Annotated in this window: 19 protein-coding genes; 14 read left to right on the top strand and 5 right to left on the bottom strand. The window is 69.9% G+C overall.

Annotated elements, in window-relative coordinates:
* Positions 1-68: 68 nt before the first annotated feature.
* The 8 genes from Q0R13_RS02320 to alr all read left to right on the top strand — a co-directional run bounded on the left by Q0R13_RS02320 (position 69) and on the right by alr (position 7522).
* Positions 69-608, top strand: a complete 540-nt coding sequence (locus tag Q0R13_RS02320) for a peroxiredoxin (RefSeq protein ID WP_293898878.1) — start codon at positions 69-71, stop codon at positions 606-608.
* A gap of 150 nt (positions 609-758) precedes the next feature.
* Positions 759-2069 carry an NRAMP family divalent metal transporter gene (locus Q0R13_RS02315; protein ID WP_293898875.1) on the top strand — a complete coding sequence of 437 codons (1311 nt, stop codon included), beginning with the start codon at positions 759-761 and terminating at the stop codon, positions 2067-2069.
* Positions 2066-3265, top strand: coding sequence for a carbohydrate porin (locus tag Q0R13_RS02310; protein ID WP_293898872.1), 1200 nt, complete (start codon positions 2066-2068; stop codon positions 3263-3265). The genes Q0R13_RS02315 and Q0R13_RS02310 overlap by 4 nt, the downstream gene beginning before the upstream one ends.
* A gap of 214 nt (positions 3266-3479) precedes the next feature.
* On the top strand, positions 3480-3842 hold the full coding sequence (gene rpsF / locus Q0R13_RS02305) for a 30S ribosomal protein S6 (protein ID WP_293898869.1): 363 nt from the start codon (positions 3480-3482) through the stop codon (positions 3840-3842).
* A gap of 18 nt (positions 3843-3860) precedes the next feature.
* Complete coding sequence (gene rpsR / locus Q0R13_RS02300) at positions 3861-4148, top strand: 30S ribosomal protein S18 (protein ID WP_293898866.1); 288 nt, start codon at positions 3861-3863, stop codon at positions 4146-4148.
* A gap of 12 nt (positions 4149-4160) precedes the next feature.
* Entirely contained in the window at positions 4161-4748 is a 588-nt protein-coding gene (gene rplI / locus Q0R13_RS02295) for a 50S ribosomal protein L9 (RefSeq protein WP_293898863.1), read from the top strand.
* A gap of 176 nt (positions 4749-4924) precedes the next feature.
* Positions 4925-6418 carry a replicative DNA helicase gene (locus Q0R13_RS02290; RefSeq protein ID WP_293898860.1) on the top strand — a complete coding sequence of 498 codons (1494 nt, stop codon included), beginning with the start codon at positions 4925-4927 and terminating at the stop codon, positions 6416-6418.
* A gap of 6 nt (positions 6419-6424) precedes the next feature.
* Positions 6425-7522, top strand: coding sequence for an alanine racemase (gene alr, locus Q0R13_RS02285; protein WP_293898857.1), 1098 nt, complete (start codon positions 6425-6427; stop codon positions 7520-7522).
* Here alr and Q0R13_RS02280 read toward each other — a convergent pair.
* Complete coding sequence (locus Q0R13_RS02280; protein ID WP_293898854.1) at positions 7504-8130, bottom strand: Yip1 family protein; 627 nt, start codon at positions 8128-8130, stop codon at positions 7504-7506. The two genes, alr and Q0R13_RS02280, sit on opposite strands and share 19 nt — an antisense overlap.
* A gap of 358 nt (positions 8131-8488) precedes the next feature.
* Here Q0R13_RS02280 and radA point away from each other — a divergent pair, with 358 nt between their 5' ends.
* The 5 genes from radA to Q0R13_RS02255 all read left to right on the top strand — a co-directional run bounded on the left by radA (position 8489) and on the right by Q0R13_RS02255 (position 13896).
* Positions 8489-9868, top strand: coding sequence for a DNA repair protein RadA (gene radA / locus Q0R13_RS02275; RefSeq protein WP_293898851.1), 1380 nt, complete (start codon positions 8489-8491; stop codon positions 9866-9868).
* Positions 9865-10470, top strand: a complete 606-nt coding sequence (locus tag Q0R13_RS02270; RefSeq protein WP_293898848.1) for a CvpA family protein — start codon at positions 9865-9867, stop codon at positions 10468-10470. The genes radA and Q0R13_RS02270 overlap by 4 nt, the downstream gene beginning before the upstream one ends.
* On the top strand, positions 10467-11954 hold the full coding sequence (gene purF / locus Q0R13_RS02265; protein WP_293898845.1) for an amidophosphoribosyltransferase: 1488 nt from the start codon (positions 10467-10469) through the stop codon (positions 11952-11954). The genes Q0R13_RS02270 and purF overlap by 4 nt, the downstream gene beginning before the upstream one ends.
* Before the next feature lie 214 nt (positions 11955-12168).
* On the top strand, positions 12169-13137 hold the full coding sequence (locus tag Q0R13_RS02260; RefSeq protein WP_293898842.1) for a bile acid:sodium symporter family protein: 969 nt from the start codon (positions 12169-12171) through the stop codon (positions 13135-13137).
* Between the two features lie 12 nt (positions 13138-13149).
* Entirely contained in the window at positions 13150-13896 is a 747-nt protein-coding gene (locus Q0R13_RS02255) for an SDR family NAD(P)-dependent oxidoreductase (RefSeq protein WP_293898839.1), read from the top strand.
* On the opposite strand, the gene der is transcribed toward Q0R13_RS02255, so the two are convergent.
* Genes der through Q0R13_RS02240 form a run of 3 tightly spaced genes read right to left on the bottom strand, consistent with a single transcriptional unit; the run spans position 13844 to position 17609 of the window.
* The gene (gene der, locus Q0R13_RS02250; protein WP_293898836.1) at positions 13844-15433 is read right to left on the bottom strand and encodes a ribosome biogenesis GTPase Der; all 1590 of its coding nucleotides are present in this window, start codon (positions 15431-15433) and stop codon (positions 13844-13846) included. The genes Q0R13_RS02255 and der overlap by 53 nt on opposite strands.
* 23 nt (positions 15434-15456) lie before the next feature.
* Positions 15457-16845 carry a PQQ-binding-like beta-propeller repeat protein gene (locus Q0R13_RS02245; RefSeq protein ID WP_293898833.1) on the bottom strand — a complete coding sequence of 463 codons (1389 nt, stop codon included), beginning with the start codon at positions 16843-16845 and terminating at the stop codon, positions 15457-15459.
* The gene (locus tag Q0R13_RS02240; protein WP_293898830.1) at positions 16842-17609 is read right to left on the bottom strand and encodes a tetratricopeptide repeat protein; all 768 of its coding nucleotides are present in this window, start codon (positions 17607-17609) and stop codon (positions 16842-16844) included. The genes Q0R13_RS02245 and Q0R13_RS02240 overlap by 4 nt, the downstream gene beginning before the upstream one ends.
* A 180-nt stretch (positions 17610-17789) precedes the next feature.
* Here Q0R13_RS02240 and Q0R13_RS02235 point away from each other — a divergent pair, with 180 nt between their 5' ends.
* Positions 17790-20237 (top strand): hypothetical protein, encoded by a 2448-nt coding sequence (locus Q0R13_RS02235; protein WP_293898827.1) that lies wholly within the window; start codon positions 17790-17792, stop codon positions 20235-20237.
* Between the two features lie 10 nt (positions 20238-20247).
* Here the strand turns inward: Q0R13_RS02235 and Q0R13_RS02230 are convergent, their stop codons facing one another.
* Positions 20248-20511, bottom strand: a complete 264-nt coding sequence (locus tag Q0R13_RS02230; RefSeq protein WP_293898824.1) for a methyltransferase domain-containing protein — start codon at positions 20509-20511, stop codon at positions 20248-20250.
* Positions 20512-20623: the final 112 nt, after the last annotated feature.

Below are 20623 nucleotides of genomic sequence, written 5' to 3'. Positions count from 1 at the left end.
CTTGCGCTAAGGCGGGCCGCGGTATTCAACTGTCCCGCTTTCTTCAAAGTCTCCCGAGGAATCCACCCATGACGCGTCTCGTTCTCGCCGCCGCCGCCGCCGCTCTGCTGGCCACCCCGGCCTTCGCCGCCCTGAAGCCCGGCGACAAGGCGCCCACCTTCACCGCGCCCGGCTACCTGGCCGGCGAGCCGGTGACCCTGTCGCTGGCCGAGGCGCTGAAGAAGGGGCCGGTCGTACTCTACTTCTTCCCGGCCGCCCACACCTCAGGGTGCAACCTTGAGGCCCACCTGTTCTCCGAGGCCATCGACGACTTCAAGGCCCAGAAGGCGACGGTGATCGGCATCACCGCCGGCAAGGTCGACGAGCTGGCCGCCTTCTCCAAAGAGACCGAGCACTGCGGCGGCAAGTTCGCGGTGGCCGCCGACCCGGGCGCCAAGATCGCCAAGCAGTACGACAGCGTCATGATGGTGAAGCCTGACTGGTCGGACCGCACCTCCTATGTCATCGCCCCGAACGGCACCGTCCTGCGCGCCTATTCCAAGCTGGACCCCAGCGACCACGTGAACCAGACCCTGGCCGCGGTGAAGGCCTACAACACCAAGAAGTAGGCGCGCTGGCCTCGGGCGGATAGGCAACGGCCGGGCGGTCGAGCGGCCGCCATGGCCCACGAGCGGGGACGGCGCGGCGGTCGCTGTTCTGAATCAAGGCGCGGCGCCAAGCTCCCGCTACGAGTCACGGGGCATGAGGTGCGAACGACCATGACCCTGCCGCCTGCCGCGCCAGACCCGCCCGACGCGGTCAAGCAGCCCGAGCGGCCCAAGCTGCTGCAGGTGCTGGGCCCCGGCCTGATCACCGGCGCCTCCGACGACGATCCCAGCGGCATCGCCACCTATTCCCAGGCCGGGGCCCAGTTCGGCTTCAACATGGCCTGGACGATGCTGTTCAGCCTGCCGTTCATGTGCGCGATCCAGGAGATCAGCGCCCACATCGGGCGGGTCACCGGCCGCGGCATCGCGGGCAATATCAAGCGCCACTACCCCGGACCCGTGCTGGCCGGGCTGGTCGGCCTGCTGCTGGTCGCCAACACCCTCAACCTCGGCGCCGATCTGGGCGCCATGGCGGCGGCCCTGAAGCTGGTGATCGGCGGCCCGGAGTTGTTCTATGTCGCGCTGTTCGCCGTGCTGTCGGCCGGGCTCGAGATCTTCGTCCGCTATTCCCGCTACGTCTCGGTCCTGAAGTGGCTGACCCTGGCCCTGTTCGCCTATGTGGGCGTGGCGTTCGTCGTGCACATGCCCTGGGCGACCGTGGGCCTGCACCTGATCGCGCCGCACATTCAGTGGACGCCGGCCTACATCACCACCTTCGTGGCCATCCTCGGCACCACGATCAGCCCCTACCTGTTCTTCTGGCAGGCGGAGGAGGAGGTCGAAGAGGTCAAGGAACGCCCGGGCGCCAGGCCCCTCGACCGCGCCCCGGCCCAGGCCAGCGGCGAGTTCGCCCGCATCCGGTTCGACACCTATGTCGGCATGGCGCTTTCGAACGCCGTGGCCCTGTTCATCATCCTGACGACGGCCGCCACCCTGAACGCGCACGGCGTCACCGACATCCAGACCTCCGCCCAGGCGGCGCTGGCGCTGCAGCCGATCGCCGGGCCGGCGGTGTTCGCCGTGTTCGCTCTGGGGATCGTCGGCACCGGCTTGCTGGCGGTGCCGGTGCTGGCCGGCTCGGCCGCCTATGCGGTCGGCGAGGCCTTCGGCTGGCACGTCGGCCTGGCGCGCAAGTTCCACCGGGCCAAGGCTTTCTACGGCGTGATCGTCGCGGCCACCGTCATCGGTGCTTTGCTCAACTTCACCACCATCGATCCGATCAAGGCGCTGTTCTGGAGCGCGGTGATCAATGGGGTGGTCGCCGTTCCGGTGATGGGGATGATGATGCTGCTGAGCAGCCGGCGCGACGCCATGGGCGAGTTCACGCTCTCCGGGCCGCTGAAGGTCATGGGCTGGCTGGCGACGGCGCTGATGGCCGCCGCGTCCGTCACCATGTTCGCCATGTGGGGCAAGGGCGGTTGAGGGTCGCCACCGCCGCCATCCCGCTGGCCGTCGCGCTGGCCGTCGCGGCCTCGGCCGGGGCGGAGGAGCGCAAACCGAAGCCGCCTCCCCCGCCGGTGACGGTGAAGATCAAGGACACCCTCGACATCTGGCGCAATGTCCGTGGCGGCGTCGCGGTCGGCTACACCTCGCTCAACAAGCTGCAGATCAGCGCCACGGCGGACGGCGACGCCTTCGGCCTGCCGGGCTTCACCGCCCACGCCCACGTCTTCACGACCAACGGCGAGAGCCTCAGCGGATCGCGTACCGGCGACATCCAGACCGCCAGCAATATCGAGGCGCTGAGCGTGACCCGCCTGTTCGAGGCCTGGGCGGAACAGACGTTCGGCCAGGAGGGCGCGGGCGGCGTGGCCGTTCGGGCCGGCCTGATGGACCTGAACGAGACCTTCGACAGCATCGGCACGGCGGGGATCTTCATCAACTCCTCGCACGGGATCGCCCCCGACCTGTCGCGCAGCGGCCCCAATGGGCCCTCGATCTTCCCGGTCACCGCGGCGGGCCTGCAATTCGGCTGGACGCCCAGCGCCGCGCTTTCCGTGCATGCGGCGGTGTTCGATGGCGTGCCGGGCGACCCGGACCACCCTCGCGCCTTCGCCGCCGTGCATCTCAGCCGGCGTGACGGCGCCCTGCTGATCGCCCAGGCCGACTACCGGTTCGCCACCGACAGCCAGGCCTCGATCGGCGTGTGGAGCTACACCGCGGCGTCGAACACCTACGCCGACCCGCGGCGGCGGCTCACGGCGCACCCTGGGGTCTATGCCTTCGCCGAAGGGCCCGTCCCGTTGCCAGGACAGCCCCGCGCCTGGGTCCGCGCCGGGATCGCCGACGACCGCGTGCAGGCGGTCTCCGGCTACCTGGGCGGCGGGGTCGTCTGGACCGGCCTTCTCACGGGGCGCGGGCAAGACCAGTTCGGCATCGCGGTCGCCCACGCGGTGATCGGCGCAGAAGCGCGTCGGCGGCTGGATCTGCCCAGGGCGGAGACGACGTGGGAAGTGACCTACAGCTACCGGCTGAACGACACGATCCATCTGCAACCCGATGTGCAGTACATCGTGCACCCCGCACTGGCGCCGCATCTGCCGGACGCGCTCGCCGTCGGCCTGCGGGTGGTGGCGGACCTGAAACTGCCCAGCTGGTCGCCCGACGACGACAACTAGGTCGTAAGGACGATTTAGGGCTCGGGCTACGGGGCGAAAATCCTTGCCCGGCCACGGCTTTTCCCCTATGAGCCCGCCTCTTCACGGAAGGCGGTCTCACGCGGAGCCTTCATGGATCGGGAAACGCCCGCTCCTGCCGCGTCAGAGATCCATCGGGGCCGGCGGACTTCCGCCTACCGGCCGCGCCGCCCTCCCCCAACGGAAGAAGGAACGCATGGCGCTCTACGAGCACGTTGTCATCTCGCGGCAGGATATCTCGCCGCAACAGGCCGAAGCCCTCAACGACACCCTCAAGCACCTGATCGAGGAAGGCGGCGGAAACGTCGCCAAGATCGAGTACTGGGGCCTTCGCAATCTCACCTACCGGATCAAGAAGAACCGCAAGGGTCACTATTCCCTCCTCGCGATCGATGCCCCCTCGGACATCGTCAAGGAAATGGAACGCCAGCTGTCGATCAACGAAGACGTGCTGCGTTACATGACAGTCCGCGTGGAAGAACTCGACCTTGAGCTCTCCCCGATCCTCGCCCGCCGCGATCGCGACCGCGAACGCCGCGACGACGTCCCGCAATTCTAGGAAAGGGAGGATCACGCAATGACTGACGAAACCTCCGTCCAGGACACCCCGCCGCCCGCCGCCGGCGCGGCCGCCGGTGGCCAACGCCGCCCGTTCTTCCGCCGCCGCAAGGTGTGCCCGTTCTCCGGCGCCAACGCGCCCAAGATCGACTACAAGGACGTCAAGCTCCTGCAGCGCTACGTCTCCGAGCGCGGCAAGATCGTGCCGTCGCGGATCACCGCGGTCTCGGCCAAGAAGCAGCGTGAACTGGCCAAGGCCATCAAGCGCGCCCGCTTCCTGGCCCTGCTCCCCTACGTCGTGAAGTAGGGAGTCCGGCACATGAAAGTCATTCTGCTCGAACGCCTCGAAGGCTGGGGCGCCCTTGGCGACGTGGTCACGGTGAAGGACGGGTTCGCCCGCAACTTCCTGCTGCCGCGCTCCAAGGCGCTCCGCGCCAATTCGGCCAACATGAAGGTCTTCGACGCCCAGCGCGCCGAGATCGAGGTCCGCAACGCCAAGACCAAGGAAACCGCCGGCGGCGCTGGCGAAAAGCTGGACGGCACCGCCTACATCCTCATCCGCCAGGCGGGTGAGAGCGGCCAGCTCTACGGTTCGGTCGCCGGCCGCGACGTGGCCGAGATCATCAACGCCGAAGGCGGCAAGGTCGAACGCGCCATGGTCGTGCTGGACAAGCCGATCAAGACGCTGGGCCTGCACGAGGTGAAGGTGCGCCTGCATGCCGAGGTGACGGTCACCGTCACCCTCAACATCGCGCGCAGCCAGGACGAAGCCGAACGCCAGGCCCGCGGTGAGAACGTGATCAACTCGCAGTTCGAGGAAGATCGCGCCGCCGATGAACAGGCGACGGCCGACCTGCTGCAAGGCGGCGCCGGCTCGGCCGAGAAGGACTACGGCGGCGACGCCTAGCCCGAATTCGACCCGATCTCTGACAAGCGGCGCGGGGGACCCACCCCCGCGCCGTTTTCATGTCCGAGGCAAGCAAACGCGCGGCTTTTCCACAGGCGCAATTTGTGTGTGGAAAGAGGTCCGCGGGCGGCCTTGTCGCAGTCCCGGCGGGGCCCGCCTTCCTGTATCCGTCACGGATGGCTCTCGTTCCCGCCCTCGACCTCCGCGCCGTCCCCAACGACATCGCGATCGCCCATGTCCCCTCGAACATCGAGGCCGAGCAGGCGCTGCTGGGCGCGCTGCTCTATGACAACGCCGCCTTCGAGCGGCTGGGCGACAACCTGCAGCCGCGCCACTTCTTCGAGCCCTTCCACCAGCGCCTGTTCGAGGCCGTCCAGGTCGCCATCCGCAAGGGCCAGCTGGCCGAGCCGATCCTGCTGGCCGAGCAGTTCTCCAGCGATCCGGCGTTCAACGACCTCGGCGGCATCCGCTATCTGGCCGACCTGGTGGACCGCGCCCCGCCGGCCGCCAACGCCCCGGACTACGCCCGCTCGATCTACGACCTGGCGCTGCGCCGCGACCTGATCCGCATCGGGGGCGACATCGCCGCGACGGCCCAGCAGAGCGACGCCGAGCTGGACGCCCGCGACCAGATCGAACAGGCCGAGCAGCAGCTCTTCGAACTGGCCGAGGCCGGCGGCGTTACCCAGGGGTTCGTGAAGTTCGCCGACGCCCTGCAAGGCGCCGTGGCCATGGCCGCGGAGGCCCACAGCCGCGACGGGGGCCTGGCCGGCCTCTCCACGGGCCTGATCGACCTGGACCAGAAGATCGGCGGCCTGCACCCCTCCGACCTGGTGATCATCGCCTCGCGCCCGTCGATGGGGAAGAGTTCACTGGCCGCCAACATCGGCTTCGACGTCGCCCGCCAGTACGCCTGGGAGCCGCAGCCCGACGGCTCGCGCAAGACCGTGCGCGGCGGGATCTGCGCGTTCTTCTCCCTGGAAATGAGCGCCGACCAGCTGGCCATGCGCATGCTGGCCGAGGTCTCCGGGGTTTCGGGCGACCGGCTGCGCAAGGGCGAGATCGACGCCATGGAGTTCGGTCGGGTCCGCGACGCCGCCATCGAGATCCAGGAGGCGCCGTTCTATATCGACGACACCGGCGGCATCACCCTGGCCAAGCTGACCGCGCGCGCTCGGCGGCTGAAGCGCACGGCCGGCCTCGACCTGCTGATCGTCGACTATCTCCAGCTGGTCACTATCGGCGGCGCCGCGCGGACCGACAATCGCGTGCAGGAGGTGAGCGCCATCACCATGGGCCTGAAGTCGCTGGCCAAGGAGCTCTCTATCCCGGTCATCGCGCTGGCGCAGCTGTCCCGCCAGGTCGAGAACCGCGAGGACAAGAAGCCCCAGCTGTCCGACCTGCGCGAATCCGGCTCGATCGAGCAGGACGCCGACATGGTCATGTTCATCTACCGCGAGAGCTACTACCTCAGCCGTCTGGAGCCCCGGGAGGGCACCGAGGAACACTTCAAGTGGCAGGAACAGATGGACCAGGTGAAGGGCCTCGCCGAGATCGTGATCGGCAAGCAGCGCCACGGCCCGATCGGCACCGTGAAGCTCTCGTTCAACGAGGACCTGACCAAGTTCGGCAATCTGGCGCGTGACTCCAGCCGGTACGAACAGCACTAAGCGCCCATGAGTCCCGACCGGGCGCGCCTGACCATCGATCTCGACGCGCTCGCGCACAACCGCGCGGTGCTCGCCGACGTGGCGCGTGGGGCGGAAGTGGCCGCCGTGGTCAAGGCCGACGGCTATGGCCTGGGCGCCGGGCCGATCGCGCGCCGGCTGCACGCCGAGGGAACCCGCAGCTTCTTCGTCGCCCGCCTGGCCGAGGGCGAGGCCGTGCGCGCCGCGCTGGGCGACCGCGACGCCACGGTCTACGTCCTGGACGGCCTGCTGCCCGGCGGCGCCGATCGCCTGGCCGCCGCGCGCCTGACGCCGGTGATCGCCACCGTGCCCCAGGCGGCCGCCGCCCTGGCCCGCGCCACCGCCGCCAACGCCGCGGGCGGGCGCTATCAGGTCGCCCTGCAGGTTGACAGCGGCATGAACCGCCAGGGGCTCAGCCTGGCCGAGGCCCGCGCCCTGACCGGCGCGCCCGGCGGTCTGCGCGCGCTTGACGTCGGCCTGGTGATGAGCCACCTGGGCTCGGCCACCGACCCGGCCGAGCCGCGCAACCTCGAGCAGCTGGCCCGCTTCCGCGAGATCCGCGCCCTGTTCCCCGACGCCCGCGCCAGCCTCGCCGCCTCGGCCGGAGCCTTCCTGGGCCACGACTACGCCTACGACATGGTCCGCGCCGGCATCTGCCTGCTGGGCGGTGGGCCGCAGGAGCTGCCGCATCCGCGCCTGAAGGCGGTGGCGACGCTGACCGCGCCGATCCTCGACATCCGCCACCTCAGCCCCGGCGACCGCGTCGGCTACGGCTCCGGCTTCACCGCGCCGCGCCCCATGCGGGTGGCCATCGTCGGGGCCGGCTACACCGACGGCGTGATCCGGGCCGGCATGGGCAAGGGCTACGCCTGGGCGGCCGGCGCACGCCGCGCCCTGCTCACCGTCAACATGGACCTGCTGACCATCGACCTGGGCCCGGGGCAGGCCGGGGTCGGCGACGCGGTCGAGTTGCTGGGTCCAAACGTCGCCCTCGACGATGTCGCGAGCGCCGCTGGCACCGTCGCTCACGAGGTGCTGACGCGGATCAGCACCCGGGCCGAGCGGGTCTATCTGAGCGGCGTGTAGGAGGCCGACAGCGGCCCGCCCAGCTCCGCAGCGCTGGCCGCCAGGACGCCGCGCGCCGTCCACAGCCCGAAGATCACCACCAGGATCGCCGCGAACGCGGTCAGCCGATGCGCGTCCGGGATCGCCAGCATCCGCGGCAGGCCCAGGTACAGCGTGTAGAGGCTGTAGACCCCGGCCAGGACGCCCACCGCCAGGCCCAGGCTGGGATAGAGTTCGGCGACCCCGCCGATCCAGCTCGCCGTGGCCGCATAGCTCACCAGTTCCAGGGCCCGCCCACGGTCGCCGTCCCCGCCGAACGCCCGGGCGATCAGGGCCACCAGCACACCGGCCGCCGCCACCGCCGCGAACGTCAGCGCATAGCCGGCGAACGCCCCCAGCACGAGCCCGAGCGGGCTCATCATCACGTCCACATTGGCTATGTTGAACCCGAACTTCAGCGGCCCGGCGACGCTGCAGACCGCCGGGATCGCCGCCAGCGGCGCCACATAACGCCCGAACAGTCCGCGCGGGTCGGCCGGCTCCGCCGCGATCGCCACCCAGGTCCGGCCCGGCATCACCAGCAGGCGCAAGGCGCGCGCGATCACGGCGGCTCCCCGCGGCGTACCCATCCGGCCCTCCAACGCAACTCCGCGGAATGGGTAGCATGGCGCACGCCGATCCGGCTCGAGCAGCATCGCAAAACCTTGACGCGGGATCATTCTTGTGTTCTTGATGTGTTCACGGTGCGGATCGCATGACGCAACGACCGCCTCTCCAACGGTCGTCATCCCACGGTCAGCCGCAGGCTGATCCGGGGGACCCAAGCTGGGCCGGCAAAAGCGACGCGTCGGCTTGGGTTCCCCGGATCGCCCTGGCGGGCGACCGGGGGATGACGCGGGTTGAGGAGAGCAAGGCGGCCGCCCAATCCCGCGCCGACCCCACCCCCGAGTCAGCCTAGACTCAGCGCATTCGAATCACGGAGACCCCATGGCCCGAGACGGCGCCATCTACGCCTGTCAGTCCTGCGGGGGCGTGCAGACCAAATGGTCGGGGCAGTGCCCGGCCTGCAACGCCTGGAACAGCCTGGTCGAGGAACTGACCAGCCGCCCGCCGGGCGCCATGACCCTCACCAAGCCGACGCGGAAGGTCCATCTGGCCTTCGAGGGCCTGGACGAGGCGACGGTCGCCCCGCCCCGCATAGCCACGGGCGTGGACGAGTGGGACCGGGTCTGCGGCGGCGGCGTGGTGCCGGGCTCGGCGATCCTGGTCGGCGGCGACCCCGGCGTCGGCAAGTCCACCCTGCTGCTGCAGGTGGCCGCCCAGGCCGCCCTGCGCGGCGCCAAGTGCGCCTATATCTCCGGCGAGGAGGCCGTGGAGCAGGTCCGCGCGCGGGCCCAGCGCATGGGCCTGGCCGGCGCCCCGGTGAAACTGGCGGCCGAGACCAGCCTGCGCGCCATCTCCGACGGCCTGAAGGCCGAGCACTTCGACTTCGTGGTGATCGATTCCATCCAGACCATGTGGAGCGACGCCCACGAGGCCGGCCCCGGTTCGGTCACCCAGGTCCGCGCCGCCGCCGGCGAACTGGTGCGCCTGGCCAAGAAGCGCGGCATGGCCGTGGTCCTGGTCGGCCACGTCACCAAGGAAGGCGCCATCGCCGGTCCCCGGGTGATCGAGCACATGGTCGACGCGGTGTTCGCCTTCGAAGGCGAGCGCGGCTATCCGTTCCGCATCCTGCGCGGGGCCAAGAACCGCTTCGGGGCCACCGACGAGATCGGCGTCTTCGAGATGGGCGACGCCGGCCTGGCCGAGGTGAAGAACCCCTCGGCCCTGTTCCTCAACACCTCCGGCGAGCGCGCCGCCGGCGCGGCGGTGTTCGCCGGCATCGAGGGCTCGCGGCCAGTGCTGGTGGAGATCCAGGCGCTGGTCGCCCCCTCGGCCTACGGCACGCCGCGTCGCGCGGTGGTCGGCTGGGATTCGGGACGCCTGGCGATGATCCTCGCCGTGCTGGAAGCGCGATGCGGCCTTAGTTTCGGCGACCGGGATGTCTATCTGAACGTGGCAGGAGGCCTCCGCATCTCAGAACCCGCCGCCGACCTCGCCGCCGCCGCCGCCCTCGCCTCCTCGGTCTTCGACCAGGCCCTGCCGCAGGACTGCGTGGTGTTCGGCGAGATCAGCCTCTCCGGCGAGGTCCGGCCGGTCAGTCGCATGGACAGCCGCCTGAAGGAGGCCGCCAAGCTGGGCTTCCGCCGCGCCCTGGCCCCCGCCGTCCAGGATTCCGCCGGCGGCGCGCTGCCGGTCACCGGCGCCAGCCGCCTGGCCGACGCCATCCAGCGCATCCACGACGCCAACTGGGACGGCTCGCCTTGACCCAGTTCGATTTCCTGGTCCTGGCCCTGCTGGGCGTGTCAGCTGCCATCGGCTTCATGCGCGGGGCCGTGCGCGAGATCGCCGCCCTGCTGGCCCTGATGGTGGCTGCCGGCCTGGCGGTGTTCGGTTTGCCGGTGTTCGGCCCGATCTTCCGCGGGTTCATCCATCCGCCCTGGCTGGGCACCGTCGCGTCGCTGACGATCGTCTTCGGCGTGGCCTTCGTCGCCCTGCGGCTGATCGGCGCGGGCGTGGCGCGAGCGGTGCAGAGCACCCAGATGCTGGGCTTCCTGGACCGTTCCCTGGGCCTGTTGATCGGCCTGGGCCGGGGCCTGATCGTGCTGGGGGCGCTCTTCCTGATGTTCAGCGCCGCCACGCCGGAAGACCTGCGTCCCCATTGGATCACCGGCGCGCGCACCTGGCCTCTGGCGACCAACATGGGCCATGTGCTGGACGAACTGGCGCCCAAGGGCCTTGACGTGGCGGGCAAGCTGAAACCGGCCTTCGATCGCGCCGTTCGCGACGGGTCAGGTGACAGAACGACGACAGACGGCTACGACGCCCGCAACCCGGCCGGCCCCGACGACCCGGAGCGATCCAGATGACCCAGCAGCACGAGCGTTGGTCGCCGCCGCCGCGCGACCCCGACGACGACACGCCCCGGCTGGAATGCGGGGTGTTCGGCGTCTACGACGTAGCCGAGGCGTCCGGCCTCACCGCCCTGGGCCTGCACGCCCTGCAGCACCGCGGCCAGGAAGCCTGCGGGATGGCCTCCTTCGACGGCCAGCGGTTCCATACCGAGCGGCACATGGGCTACGTCGCCGAGGCGTTCGGCGGCGGGGGGCTCAACGAGCGCCTGCCCGGCCGCGCCGCCATCGGCCACACCCGCTACTCCACCGCCGGCGGCAGCTTCATCCGCAACGTCCAGCCGATGTTCGCCGACCTGGAAGCCGGCGGCATCGCGCTGGCCCACAACGGCAACCTGACCAACTTCCTGACCCTGCGCGAACAGCTGGTCCAGGAGGGCTCGATCTTCCAGTCGACGTCGGACTCCGAGGCGATCCTGCACCTGATCGCCCGCTCGCGCCGGCCCAAGTTCCTCGACCGCTTCACCGAGGCCCTGCAGCAGATCGAGGGCGGCTACGCCCTGGTCGCCCTCACCAACAAGAAGCTGGTCGGCGTGCGCGACCCGCTGGGCATCCGCCCGCTCGTACTGGGCGAGCTCAACGGCAAGTCGGTCCTGGCGTCCGAGACCTGCGCCCTCGACCTCGTCGGCGCCACCTTCGTCCGCGACGTGGAACACGGCGAGATGGTCGTGATCGACCAGAGCGGCGTACGCAGCTTCCGCCCGTTCCCGGCCCAGCAGGCCCGGCCCTGCATCTTCGAATACGTCTATTTCGCCCGCCCCGATTCCGTCGTGAACGGCCGCTCGATCTATGAGGTGCGCAAGCGCATGGGTCGCCGCCTGGCCCAGGAGAGCCCCGCCGACATCGACGTGGTGGTGCCGGTCCCCGACTCCGGCGTCCCCGCCGCGCTGGGCTTCGCCCAGCAGGCCGGCGTGCCCTTTGAGATGGGCATCATCCGCAACCACTACGTCGGCCGCACCTTCATCCAGCCCACCCAGGGCGAGCGCGAACTGGGCGTGCGCATGAAGCTGGCCCCCAACCGCTCGGTGCTGGCCGGCAAGAAGGTGCTGCTGGTCGACGACAGCATCGTGCGCGGCACCAACTCCGTGCGCGTGGTCCGCATGGTCCGCGAGGCCGGCGCCGCGGAGGTGCACCTGCGCTCCGCCTCCCCGCCGATCCAGTGGCCGGACTACTACGGCATCGACATGCCCGACCGCGACAAGCTGCTGGCCGCCAACCATTCGGTGGACGAGATCGCCAAGATCCTGGGCGTCGACTCCATGGGCTACCTCTCGGTCGAGGGCCTCTACTGGGCCATGGGCGCCGTGCGCGATCCGGTCCACCCGCAGTATACCGACCACTACTTCACCGGCGACTACCCCACCCGCCTGCTCGACCGCGAGATCGCCGAGGGCCGCAACGAGCTGGTGGAGCGGCAGCTGTCGTTCCTGGTCGACGCGTGACGTCCAGCCGCCTCCTCTCCCCCGCGAAGCGAGAGGGAGAGGGTAGGGAGAGGGTCGGCTCCGACGCTCAGCCGGCAGGGTTCCGGATCAAGGGCCCGTGGATGAACAATGGCTGGTGCGGGAGCGCCAAACCTACCCGCCTGCGCCGGCCCTCTCCCTACCCTCTCCATATCGGGCTTCGCCCGGGGGAGAGGAGGCGCGCACGGCCGTTCGAGTGAAGTTCAAGATCGACTGGTACCTCGTCCTGATCATCCTGATGGCGGTCGCCGCCTCGGTGATCCCGGCGCGGGGCGAGACGGCGTTCTGGCTGGGTTGGGCGTCGAAGGTCCTGATCGGGATCGTGTTCTTCCTGCACGGTGCGCGGCTGTCGCGCGAGGCGGTGCTGCGGGGCGCGACCCACTGGCGGCTGCACCTGCTGATCCTGGGCGCCACCTTCGTGCTGTTTCCGGCGCTCTGCGTCGGCATCGCCCACCTGCCGGCCTGGATCACCCCGCCGGAGCTGGCCAGCGGTATCGTGCTGCTAGGCTGCCTGCCCTCCACGATCCAGAGCTCGATCGCCTTCGTGGGGGTCGCGCGCGGCAACGTCCCGGCCGCCGTCGCCTCGGCCTCGGCCTCCAACATGATCGGCGTTTTCCTGACCCCGGTCCTGGCCAGCGTGCTGATGCACGCCAAGGGCGCGGTCAGCGCCGGGTCGTTCTGGGCCATCGTGCTCCAGCTCCTGGCGCCCTTCGTGGCCGGCCAGCTGCTGCGCCCGTGGATCGGCGGCTTCGTGGCCCGCCACAGCAAGACCCTGGGCAAGCTCGACCGCGGCACCATCCTGCTGATCGTCTACGTCGCCTTCTCCGGCGCCGTCGTGGAGGGCGTCTGGGACCGGCTCGGCGCGCTCGACCTGGTGCGGCTGCTGGTCCTCTGCCTGGCCCTGCTGGGCGTCGTCCTCCTCGTCACCATGCTGGCGGCCCGCGCGCTCGGCTTCGACAAGGCCGACGAGATCGCCATCGTGTTCTGCGGCTCCAAGAAGTCCCTGGCCAGCGGCGCGCCGATCGCCGCGGCCCTGCTCAGCCCCGCGGTCGCCGGGGTGGCGATGATCCCGCTGATGATCTTCCACCAGATCCAGCTGATGGCCTGCGCCGCCATCGCGCAGCGCTATGCGCAGCGGCCTGACACCGACACCGCGAGCGGTTAGAGAAGCCGTCACATGAGCCAGACGCCCCTCTCAGACCGCATCGCCCTCGTCACCGGCGCCAGCCGCGGCATCGGCCACGCCGCCGCCCTGGCCCTCGCCAAGGCCGGCGCCCACGTCGTCGCCGTCGCCCGCACCCAGGGCGCGCTGGAAGCCCTGGACGACGAGATCAAGGCCGCCACGGACCGGGCCGCCACCCTGGTTCCGATGGACATCGCCGAGGCCGACGGCCTCGACCAGCTGGCGCTGGCGATCCACCAGCGCTTCGGCCGGCTCGACATCCTGGTCCACGCCGCCGCCATGCTGGGGCCGATGACGCCGATGGCCCATATCGAGCCCAAGCACTGGGACAAGGTGGTGGCGCTCAACCTCACCGCCTCCTACCGCCTGATCCGCGCCGTGGAACCGCTGCTGCGCGCCTCGGAGCACCCGCGCGCCATCTTCCTGACCAGCGGCCGCGCCATCCGCCCGAAAGCCTTCTGGGGCCCCTACGGCGTCACCAAGGCGGGGCTGGAGCACATGGTCCGCACCTGGGCCGACGAGCTGGAGCAGACCAAGGTCCGCGCCGTGCTGCTGGACCCCAGCGTCATGTGCACTCGCATGCGGGCCGAGGCCATGCCAGGCGAGGATCCGGCCACCCTGCCCGACCCGTCCGAGATCGGACCGCTGGTCGTGGAGCTGGCCCAGGCCGACCTGGGCAAGCCGGCCGCTAGCGTGGTCTTTTCGGACTGGAAACGGGCCGGGACGCTCGCTTCGGCTTGACGCCGGGGCGGATCAGCTTGGCCGCCCGGCCGCGCGGGTTGCCGGGCTTGGCCTTGGGCCCCTGCGGTTTGGCCTTGCCGTGCAGCTTGGGCTTGGCGCCGGCGCCTTCCTTGGCCTTGGCCGCCGCCGCCCGGCGGATCTTGGCGGCCATGCCGGTCTTGGCCTCCGAGGGCTTAGCCCGCGTCAGGCCCGTGCCGCTCTTCTCTTCGCCGGTGGCGAAGGGGTTCTTGTTCGACTTCACCGTCAGGCGGATCGGCACGCCCGGCAGGTCGAAGCTCTCGCGGATCGAATTGACCAGATAGCGGCGGTAGTGGTCCGGCAGCTGGTCGGCCCGCGAGGCGAACATCACGAAGGTCGGCGGCCGGGCCTTGGTCTGGGCCATGTACTTGGGCTTCACCCGCTTGCCGCCGACGGAGGGCGGCGGGTGGCGCTCCACCGCCATCTTCAGCCAGTCGTTGAGGTCGCGGGTCTTGACCTTGGTCGACCAGTCGGTGTGCGACTTGATCACCGCCGGCATCAGCCGCTCCAGCCCGCGCCCGGTCTCCGCCGAGACGGCCACCACGGGCGAGCCCTTCAGCTGCGGCAGCGACAGGTTGGCCTGCTCGATGAACTCGGCGAGCTTGGCGCGCTGGTCATCGACCAGGTCCCACTTGGCCAGCACGAACACCAGCGACCGGCCCTCGCGTTCCACCAGGTCGGCGATCTGCAGGTCCTGGGTCTCGAACGGATGCGTCGCGTCCATCACCAGGATCACCACCTCGGCGAAGGTGATCGCGCGGATGGAGTCGTGGGTAGATAGCTTCTCCAGGTTCTCCTGCACCTTGGCCTTGCGGCGCAGGCCCGCGGTGTCGACCAGGCGGATGGCGCGGTCGTCCCAGGTCCAGTCCACGGGGATGGCGTCGCGCGTGATGCCGGCCTCGGGGCCGACCAGCAGGCGGTCCTCGCCGATCAGCCGGTTGACCAGGGTCGACTTGCCCGCGTTGGGCCGCCCGACGATGGCGATGCTGATCGGCTTGCCGGCCTCGTCGGGCTCGTCGTCCACTTCCAGGGCGTAGATCGCCACGGCCGCGTAGAGGTCGGCCATGCCCTCGCCGTGCTCGGCGGAGATCGGGATCGGCTCGCCAAGGCCCAGGCTGTAGGCGTCCAACACCCCGGCGTCCGACGCCTTGCTCTCGGACTTGTTGGCGGCGAGCACCACCGGCCCGCCCTTGCGGCGCAGGACGTCGGCGAAGATCAGGTCGCCCGGGGTCACGCCCTCGCGGGCGTCGATGACGAAGAGTGCGATATCGGCCTCGTCGACCGCCAGCTCGGTCTGGGCTCGCATACGCGCTTCCAGGCTCTCGTCGGTGACGTCTTCGAAGCCGGCGGTGTCGATCAGCTCCAGGTCCAGGTCGCCCAGCCGGCCCGTGCCGAAGCGGCGGTCGCGGGTGACCCCAGGCTGGTCGTCGACGATGGCGAGCTTCTTGCCCGCCAGCCGGTTGAACAGCGTGGACTTGCCGACATTGGGCCGGCCGACGATCGCGATCTTGAGCGCCATGTTGGGCTAAGTGTACCGCCTGATCAGCGAATAGCGATCAGGTCGGCCTCCTGGGTCACCACATAGACCGTATCGCCCATGGCGATCGGCGAGGTCACCGACGCACCCTTGAGCTCGATCCGCTTCTGGATCTCGCCGGTCTTGGCGTTCATCACGACCATCTGGCCGGTCTGGCCGACGATCAGCAGCCGGTCGTTGGAGAGCAACGGACCCGACCAGATCGGCCGAATCTGCTTTTGGCCGCCGACCCCCAGAACGCCGCCCTTGCGCTTGGACTTGAAGCCCTCGTTCAGGTTCTTGATCCAGTAGATCTGGCCGTTCTCGCGGGCGGCGCAGATCACCAGGCCGTCCTTGGAGACCGCGTAGACCACGTCGGCGGCCACCAGGGGGGCGGTGACGCCCACCACCGGCAGGGTCCAGCGGGCCTGGCCGGTGCGCAGGTCGGTGGCGGCGAACACGCCGGAGTGGCTGACCGCGAACACGTCGCCATTGTAGATCGCCGGGCGGCCCGGGATGTCGCGGATCTCCGACAGCGCGCTGGTGCGGCTGGCGCGCGATAGCGCCTCGTTCCACAGGTCGTTGCCGTTCGCGGCGCGGATCGCCACCAGCTCGCCCGAGCCGAAGGCCGCCACCACCGTGTCGCCCGACACCGCCGGGCTGGAGGCCGAGAGGATGCGGGCCGATTCCGCCAGCGCCTGATAGGTCCAGGACGGCGCGCCGGTGGCGGCGTCGAAGGTCAGCAGGGTATTGTCCAGGGCCACCACGAACACCCGGCCGCCGGCCACTGTGGGCGCGCCATGGATCGATTCGCTGGTCTTGGTGCGCCAGCCCAGCGCGCCGGTCCTGGCGTCCAGCTGCATCACATTGCGGAAGCCCGACGAGACGTAGAGCTTGCCGTCGGCGTAGGCGACGCCGCCGCCGAAGGCCACCTTGTCGCGCTTGTTGTCGCCGGGGTTCGCGCCGGTGCGCCAGATCTGCGCGCCGGTCCTGGCGTCCACCGCCACCGCGCGGCCGTCGCCGTCCATCAGGAACACCTTGCCGTCCGCGGCCACTGGCGGGGCGGTGACGTAGCGGCCGCGCCTGGAGCCTTGGCCGAAGCTTTTGCGCCAGGCGACGCTGAGGTTGGCGCCGGCCGACACATTGCCGACCACCTGCTCGGGGGTGCCGCCGGGCAGCGGCCACTCGGCGATCGTCTGCACGGGCGGCAGGGCGAAGTCGACGCCCTTCAGCGCCGCGGCCGGCGCCAGCAGCTGGTCCGGCGGGATGATCGAGATCCGCTGGCCCTCGCCGGCCAGCTCCTTGGCGGCCTTATCCTTCTTGCCGAACGGATTCAGCTTTCCGACCGTCGAGCAGCTGCTGGCTCCCAGCGCCGCGATCAGGATGGCGGCGAGGATCGTCGTGCGGCGGCTCATTGCGGGGCGTTTTCTTGCGGCTGGCCTTGCGGGCCCGGTGGCATCAGGAGGGACGGGTCGATCGGCATCGGCGGCGGCAGCAGGGCGGCGGCCCTGACCACTGTGGGCACGGCCTTGGCCGAGCCGGCGTCGATCAGGCCGATGGCGGCCTGGGCGCGGGCCTGGGCGCCCTGGCCGGCGTCCAGCGACTGGGACAGCAGCACGAAGTCGCCGCGCGCGCCCTTCAGGTCGCCGGCGTTCAGCTTGGCGAAGGCCAGCGCCTCGCGGGCCTGGGCCTTGTAGGGGTGGCCCTCCTCCATCAGCGGCTTCAAGCGCCCCTCCAGTTCCGACAGGGGAGCGGTGTCGAGGAGGGCGAAGGCGGATTTGAGGCGGGCGGCGTCGCCGATGATCGGGTCGGGCGCGGCCGCGGCGGCCTCGTCCAGCAGCTTCACGGCCTCGGCGGTGTTCTTCTTGTCGGCGGCGAAGGCGGCCAGGTGCATCAGCGACAGGGCCTTGTAGCCGCCGGCCTGCGACTTGGAGACCGTGGTCCACAGCGTCCGCGCCTTGTCGGCGTCGCCCTTGCCCATGGCGTCCATGGCCTCGGCGTACTGTTCCGAGGCGGCGTCGGTCTGGCGGGTGCGCCAGGTGTCGTAGCCCCAGTAGCCCAGGGTGACGATGAGCGCGATGGCGGCGAGCCCCAGCAGCCACGGCAGCAAGGTTCGCGCGAACTGCCGGTAACGGTCGGAGCGCAGCTGCTCTTCGACCTCTTCGAATAGATCCGTCACTTAGCGGGACTCCGGGCTCGGGACTGGTCGCGGAAAGAGCGCGGAACCTATAGCGGGCCGCCCCTCGCCTCAACCCTGTGCGCGAAGGGGTCGCGGGGAGGATGTGGGAGGCGCCGCGAGGCGGCTTTTGCGTGGGGGCGTTTCGTGGTTTCGTGTCCCGCGGGCACGGGGTTCGGGACGGTGGACAAACGGGCGTCGAGCAGTCGGGAGCCGGCGCCGCGATCGCCGGCCGCGGCGCCCGCCGAACGGCCCTACGCCGGCGGCCATCTCGATGACCTCAGCCCCGCCGGGACCGCGCTGCAGGCGTTCGCCGACCTGGCGCAGACCGGCCCGCGGGCGGTCGCCCAGCGCCGCGCCCTCGGCGCGATGTTCGGACCGGTCGCCCCGCCGGCGCAAGCCGGCCCCGTGGCGCAGCTGGCCCCCGGCGGAGTCGTGCAGGCCAAGCTGGAGTTTTCGGGCACGCGGGCGCGGCTGAGCGAGATGCTGCGGATCGGCGACCTCCACGTCCTGCATGGGCGGGTGCTCGCCGCCATCGACGCCAGCCGCCCGATGCTGGAGGAAATGAAGGTCGAGGGGCTGGCCGAGACCCGCGACGAACTGGAACGCTTCAAGGCGTTCCAAAACAATCTGACCTCCCTCGTCAACAGCTCGGTCGACTACGGCGAGATCAATCTCGACAACCCCCAGCACGTGTATCTCTACGTCAAGGACGCCGCGCGATTCCTGAACCGGACCCGTCGGGACAGCGTGCGGGAGGAGGCGGCCGTGACCGAGGCCGCGCGGTTGAAGGAGGAGAAGCGGCTCGCGAAAGACGGCCCCGCCGTCGCTCGGCCCAGGTCGCCGGGTACGCCCGACGTGACCTTTCAGGTGGCCCTGCTCGGCACGGGCGCCAGCGTCGCAGACTACATCAACGTCCACGGGACCGCGATGGACCCCACGACCACGGTGGTCATCGGCGAATCCCAGCCCTGGAAGCCATCGAAGACCGACGCGCGCAGCCGTGGCATCGGTTTCGTCAACCACCCCGCCAACATGACCTCGCCGCGGCGCGAGACGACCCAGCTCCCGGCCGAGCCGTCGGGCGCCGACGAGGGCTTCAAGGGCAATGCCGAACAGCTGAGCGGCGACATCGACTTCGTCATCGACCGTTTCGGCGCGCGCCGGGTCAAAGCCGCGATCGGCAAGGTGAAGCGGCTGGACAGCGGCTGGTACCAGATCACCACGAACCTCGGCGAGTTCTATGCCTGGAAGGTGGTCTCGGGCCTGGGCATCGGGCCGCACCGCTTCGCGGGCCAGAACAAGCTGGAGAAGCAGATCACCACCGTGGAGCACAAGGCGCGCGAAAAGGAGCGCGTGCTGGATCTCGACGCGTTCCAGCGGGAGGCGGCGAATCCGCTATCCCCGCTCCGCCTTGAGCACGCGCGCAATCCCCTCACGATCGGCGTTTCAGGGCCGAACGCCGGCACGGATGCCGTCCACGTCGCGACCGAGCTCGGCATGTTGGTCAAATGGATCGTTTCGGCCGACGGTCCGGCGATCGCCGAAGGTATGGGCAACAAGATCAGCCGCGTCGGCCTGGTGACGGTCTATTTCGACTATCTGAAGGGCTGGACGATCAGCGCGGCCGATTACATCAGGCTCGATATCGGCGGCAAATGGCCGGACACGAAAAACCCGGGCAATACCCGGGACCTTTCCGAAGGTGCGTTCCTGGAGGACCAACCGGGCTGGAGTGGGCGGCTGTCGCGCGACCCCTGGGAGTTGGTGGACTATCTGGTCATCGCCCAGGGGCCGGAGGTCGCCACTCTGTGGAACGTCTTCGACCCCAGCGCCACCAAGGACCTCGAGTTGAAGGGAGATCCAAGCGGTCGCTTCGGCGCCGCCACCGCGCGCCGCAGTCAGGGGACAATCGAGACCTCTCTCGAGCACAGCAGCTATAATATTCGCTACGTGGGCATCGATCGCGCGGTCACGCGGATCTTCGTGAAGGAGAAGATCGAGGGCGGGCGGCTTTACATCTACGCCATGGTCCGCGACCAGTTGCAGCAGGGGGCCTTTGACATCCTGGGCGTCACCGAATTCGCGCCGATCATCCTGCAGTCCGGCGTCGCGCCGCAGCTTGCATCAACGGACGGGTCCTTCGAGATCATCGGCGGGTCGGCGATCCGCGTGCTCAACTACCTCGATATGCCGGCGAACCAGGACAAGGCGCCCAGGGCGCTGAGGGGCGGCGGCAAGGAAGACCGCATGAAGCAGGTGCTGAAGACGCTGCCGACCCCGACCCTCCTCAACAACGACCAGCTGACCCCGATCCGCAGCCAGATCGAGGCCAGCGGCGACTACATGCCGGGCTATGTCGGCACCAAGGAATCCAACTTCGTCACCGACGACCAGACGATGATCGCCGCCCAGATCGCCGCCGAATACGTCGCCATTCCCGGCGAACTCGCCAACTGGGTCACCCAGAAGATCATCCAGGACCGCCACGTCCGCGGCGTCCGCCCCGGCACCAGCGGCGGCAGCCGCGCCTTCGTCGACCTCTGGAAGGGAAAACTCGCGAAACTCGACGCGCTGTTCTCAAGCGCCAACCTCAAGCGCCTGGCCCTCGAGGCCGTCGCGGCGAAATGATAGGCGCAGCTCACGCGCCGGCTGCGACGACCCAGATCGCGGCGCGCAGGGCGACGGACCCACGGGCCTCCCGCTCGGCCAGCGCGGCCCACGGGCGGGGCTCCGCCGCCGCTCGCAGCCCGGGCGCCTCGCGGAGGATCTTGCCGACCTGGTGAAAATTGGCGAAGGCAGCCGCGGGATCGGCAAACGCCATCACGCCAAACCGGGAGAAGACGCCGTCCGCGCTCCGATCCGGCAGCTCGACCGTCTGCGCGTCGCCCTCGACTGATACCAACCGCCCTTAATCTGCACCGCAGATGGCCCATTGTCGTGATCCGAGGGATTGGATGCGATCTGGTTCGGCGATGAGGCGGTTCCAGGCGTCGCAGACGGCGTCGAGGATGGCG

It is taken from the genome of Phenylobacterium sp. (genome assembly GCF_025351295.1).
Classification (GTDB): Bacteria; Pseudomonadota; Alphaproteobacteria; order Caulobacterales; family Caulobacteraceae; genus Phenylobacterium.
This window is presented reverse-complemented; position numbering and strand designations above follow the sequence as displayed.

Bases quoted from the DNA above. Each gene is read 5' to 3' on its own strand.
- rplI (WP_293898863.1), top strand. From the start codon at position 4,161: ATGAAAGTCATTCTGCTCGAACGCCTCGAAGGCTGGGGCGCCCTTGGC.
- Q0R13_RS02255 (WP_293898839.1), top strand. From the start codon at position 13,150: ATGAGCCAGACGCCCCTCTCAGACCGCATCGCCCTCGTCACCGGCGCC.
- rpsR (WP_293898866.1), top strand. From the start codon at position 3,861: ATGACTGACGAAACCTCCGTCCAGGACACCCCGCCGCCCGCCGCCGGC.
- purF (WP_293898845.1), top strand. From the start codon at position 10,467: ATGACCCAGCAGCACGAGCGTTGGTCGCCGCCGCCGCGCGACCCCGAC.
- radA (WP_293898851.1), top strand. From the start codon at position 8,489: ATGGCCCGAGACGGCGCCATCTACGCCTGTCAGTCCTGCGGGGGCGTG.
- Q0R13_RS02320 (WP_293898878.1), top strand. From the start codon at position 69: ATGACGCGTCTCGTTCTCGCCGCCGCCGCCGCCGCTCTGCTGGCCACC.
- Q0R13_RS02280 (WP_293898854.1), bottom strand. From the start codon at position 8,130: ATGGGTACGCCGCGGGGAGCCGCCGTGATCGCGCGCGCCTTGCGCCTG.
- alr (WP_293898857.1), top strand. From the start codon at position 6,425: ATGAGTCCCGACCGGGCGCGCCTGACCATCGATCTCGACGCGCTCGCG.
- Q0R13_RS02315 (WP_293898875.1), top strand. From the start codon at position 759: ATGACCCTGCCGCCTGCCGCGCCAGACCCGCCCGACGCGGTCAAGCAG.
- Q0R13_RS02290 (WP_293898860.1), top strand. From the start codon at position 4,925: ATGGCTCTCGTTCCCGCCCTCGACCTCCGCGCCGTCCCCAACGACATC.
- Q0R13_RS02245 (WP_293898833.1), bottom strand. From the start codon at position 16,845: ATGAGCCGCCGCACGACGATCCTCGCCGCCATCCTGATCGCGGCGCTG.
- rpsF (WP_293898869.1), top strand. From the start codon at position 3,480: ATGGCGCTCTACGAGCACGTTGTCATCTCGCGGCAGGATATCTCGCCG.
- der (WP_293898836.1), bottom strand. From the start codon at position 15,433: ATGGCGCTCAAGATCGCGATCGTCGGCCGGCCCAATGTCGGCAAGTCC.